Below are 3483 nucleotides of genomic sequence, written 5' to 3'. Positions count from 1 at the left end.
CACGAAAGCCGCCTAACCAACCCGGCGAACGTTGGTGGTCACGGCACTAGAGATACACCTGCGCCCCCGCCGAAAAGGTCGTCAAACCTGTTGAGCTGCGACTATCGCCACTCTAACTTGAATGTTCAGGTCCGGGACGTGGTGCAGGTTAGTACCCCTATCACTCCGCTTCGGTTGCCCTTGGCCGCTTAAATCCTGCCCGGCATGTCGGCCGTTGCCCTACGCCCGTAGCGGGGCCGGATCTCCTTCGTCGCGCCGGACTTGAGCAGCCCGGCGAGCGGACTTCGGCACCCCTTCCGTTGAACCATGCGGCACTCATGCTCTGTGGTCTTTACTGTGCTGCTCGGCAAGGCGTTCGCGCAGCCGTGCGTGCCGGAACTGGTAAACGCTGCCGACCTGGCGCAGCACGCCCACGCGGTGTGCGTCGTCGAGGAACTGCGCCAGCCGCCAAGGGACGTGGCCCCGGATGGCGAGCAGAGCACGAGTCACCGCGTAAGCGCCCCACTGGGTGCGCAGCACAGCGACGACGGTGACGAACAGGCCCACGGTGGCGGCCCCAAGCCCGACCCACCAGAGACGGTGGGGCGACTGCCCGTACGCGAGTAGGACGGTGAGGCAGGCTGCGGCCAGTAGTGCTAGTGCACAGGCGAAGGCGATCGCCCGTTGTCGTCCCAAGTTCAGTGCCCGTCTCGGGGTAATGGCCTCATCTTGGTTGAACGGCAGCGTCAGGTTCCCCAGCATCCACAGCAGGACACCGATGGCCAGCCAGATCGGTAGCCAGCCAGCCGACGCGTAGAGCAGCGAACGCCAAGAATCGGACGTGACGAGGGTGATCACACTCAGCAGCACGCTGATACCGGCCCAGCAGAGCACGGATATGCACAGGAAGAACACCAAAGATCGCCAACGAGACATCTGATGTCCGCGTATGCGAGCGGTGATCACCCGAGCGAGATCGTTGAGAGCGTCCCAGTTTGCAAGCGGTCGGCCGGGGGAGAGAGTCGCGGAATCAACAGCCCATCCACATGCAAGAGCTGCCAGGGAGGCGAACAGACACGAAACAGACCACCGATCCCCCATGCCAGACAGCCAGGCGGCGGCCGTGAGGAAGCCGACGAGCCAGGCCGCCGAGCACACCGCAGTGATGCGCTGCCACGGTGCCACTCGGGAAGAGAACTGCCACCATACGAAATCCTCGGTCCCGAGGCTGGTGAGATGTGTGCCCAGTTCCGCCAGCCAGCGGCTGGCGCGGTCCGCCTCCCAGCGGCCAGCGGGGGACGGTACGCCCGGCGGGGCTGGTACGTCGTCGAAGGCCGCCGGGACGATTCCGTCCAGAAGGTGGCGTTCGATGGCGTCGGCGTCCGGAAAACGGTGCCGGTCCAGCAAGTACGCGGGAGATGCGTCCGGAGCGGCGTAGACCGAGCGCATAAGGCTAATCGTCAAGGGCGTCGACATGGCCGTGGCAAGTGGCCCGCTGGGGTCGTTTGCTAAAGCGGTGAACATCGGCTGCCACTGCACGTGTCTTTGTGGAGGCACCGCAGTGCGCAGGTAGTCAAGGGCGCTGTGTGGCGCCACGGGAAGGGAGCGGATCACGGCCGCCGACCTGAGCACATCCGCGTCCCGCAGACACGCAGCGTATTCGGAGGTGCGGCAGGTAAGAACGACCGGGCTGTCCCCCGCTAGCGCCCTGTTGAGCCCACGCAGTGCGAGTCGCCGCCGAGGTGGTGAGATCTCGTCCAAGCCGTCCAGGATAGGAAGGAGGCACTGTGCCTCCACCATTCGGGCCGCCACATTCGGACCACCGATCTGGGGATGATGCAACCGCGGATAGTCCTCGGTGATGCGGCGGGCCAGCCACTCCTCGAAGTCTTGCGTCGCCGGGTCCCATGAGGCCAACGTCAGGAGAACAGGGACGGGATCCTCGGTAGTGCGCTGGGCCAGTAGCGCAAGCAGAAGGAGACCTGCAAAGGCGGACTTTCCCGATCCGGGCTCACCGAGGACTACAAGCCGGCGGCGCGGCAGGGCAAGGAAATCCTCGGTGAACGACGTCAGGTCCCCGCTGGTTCCCCTTAAGCTGTCCCTTACCAGGTGAGGATGGTCGCCGTATGGCTCGCCCCAGGCGGTGGTCCAGCGAACGCCGAGAGGCACCGGATCCAGTAGTCGGCGTATCCCCGCTTCTCTACGCCACTGGGCTCCTACCATACGGACAAGTTCCCGGCTTGCTCGTTTCACCGGGTCGTCATCAAGGACGTAGGTGGGGGCGTACGTCACCGGCCCGGAGAAATCCCTGCCCATGACTACGAACTCGGCAACACCGTGAAACTCGTTATGTAGCATCGCAGCCCCAGACCACTTTCAGCCAGTCGGGCCAGGGGTGAGCCCGACCGCGATTGAAGAGGCTGAGCCCAAGAGGCCATGCGTGAGGCGCTCTAGCGACGGAGTGCTCAGTTGCGGGAAGCGCGGCCTGCCAACCATTTTCGACGTCATACCCGCAATCATCTTCCTCGCACCGGAGCGTTATCCGCCGAAGCTGATGGGGCCCGAAAAGTCCCGTCCCTGAACGAGTCCGCTGACACGAGCACTGCCGGCAACAGTGTTGTGGACCCCGCCCTGCTCGATCCGCACATCGAAACCGTGATGTCGAGCCCACGCCTCCAGGCCAGCAGCAAAGACGGGATCCTGACGGCTTTCCTCGATCACCCTTGCAGTGAGGACGCGGACCTGGTCGTCGTCCTGGGCGTCAGGCAAGTCGGGCTCACCTACCGCGTCCCTGTTCCCGGTGCGACGCCACAGAGCAAGGAGTGACTCCCACGCTTGCCGACCGGCTTCAGTACCCACGGAATTCACCGCCGCCGCGGTGATCGCCGTGGCGATCGCGCTGGCCGCGAATGCGTCCATACTCTCTTCCCCGTATCTGCCGTTCCGCGCGTGCCAGAACCTAAACGATATCTCACGTCCCTAACGGGAGCAATTGTCAAGACCTGTGGATCTGCGGGGCGGGGTCCATGGCGTGGGTGCCTTGTCTAGTGCCGTGACCACCAACGTTCGCCGGGTTGGTTAGGCGGCTTTCGTGGTCGGGTGGCCCCAGCGGTGTTGGCGTTCGCTGCGGACGCGTGCGCGTTCACGGCGTTGGGCGGCGAGGACGTCGGGGTGGCGGGCGTTGGCGTTGCGCCAGCGGAGGTATTGGTGCAGGTGGCGGCCCAGCGCAGCGTGGCTTTGGTGGTCGGATGCGGCGATCACGAATGTTCGTAGCGGCCCGAAGTGGGCTTCGATCGGGTTGGCCCAGGATGCGTAGGTCGGGGTGAAGCACAACTCGACCTTGTTGCGGGTGGCCCAGGCTCGGATCTTGTGGCCCTTGTGCGCGGACAGGTTGTCGAGGATGACGTAGATCGGTGCGCCGTCCGGTCTGGCGGCGCGGATCGACTTGAGCGCGGACAGGGTGTTGTCTGCGGATTTCCGTTCGCGGACGACGCCCCACATGGT

Annotated in this window: 3 protein-coding genes and 1 pseudogene; all 4 read right to left on the bottom strand. The window is 64.8% G+C overall.

Going from position 1 to position 3483, the window contains the following annotated elements; all coding sequences use genetic code 11:
- Positions 1-315: 315 nt before the first annotated feature.
- The gene (locus tag ACZ6QQ_RS36670; RefSeq protein ID WP_465882635.1) at positions 316-1428 is read right to left on the bottom strand and encodes a hypothetical protein; all 1113 of its coding nucleotides are present in this window, start codon (positions 1426-1428) and stop codon (positions 316-318) included.
- A 219-nt stretch (positions 1429-1647) separates the two neighbouring features.
- Positions 1648-2202: pseudogene (locus ACZ6QQ_RS36665) on the bottom strand (NACHT domain-containing protein); the annotation flags it as partial.
- Positions 2203-2517: 315 nt separating this feature from the next.
- Complete coding sequence (locus ACZ6QQ_RS36660; protein ID WP_465882634.1) at positions 2518-2898, bottom strand: hypothetical protein; 381 nt, start codon at positions 2896-2898, stop codon at positions 2518-2520.
- 159 nt (positions 2899-3057) lie between these two features.
- A partial coding sequence (locus ACZ6QQ_RS36655) for a transposase (RefSeq protein ID WP_465882633.1) occupies positions 3058-3483 on the bottom strand: 426 nt, incomplete at its 5' end.

The organism is Micromonospora sp. NPDC049529, from assembly GCF_055586685.1.
The sequence above is the reverse complement of the archived record's forward strand: the minus strand, read 5'-3'. Positions and strand labels throughout refer to the sequence as shown.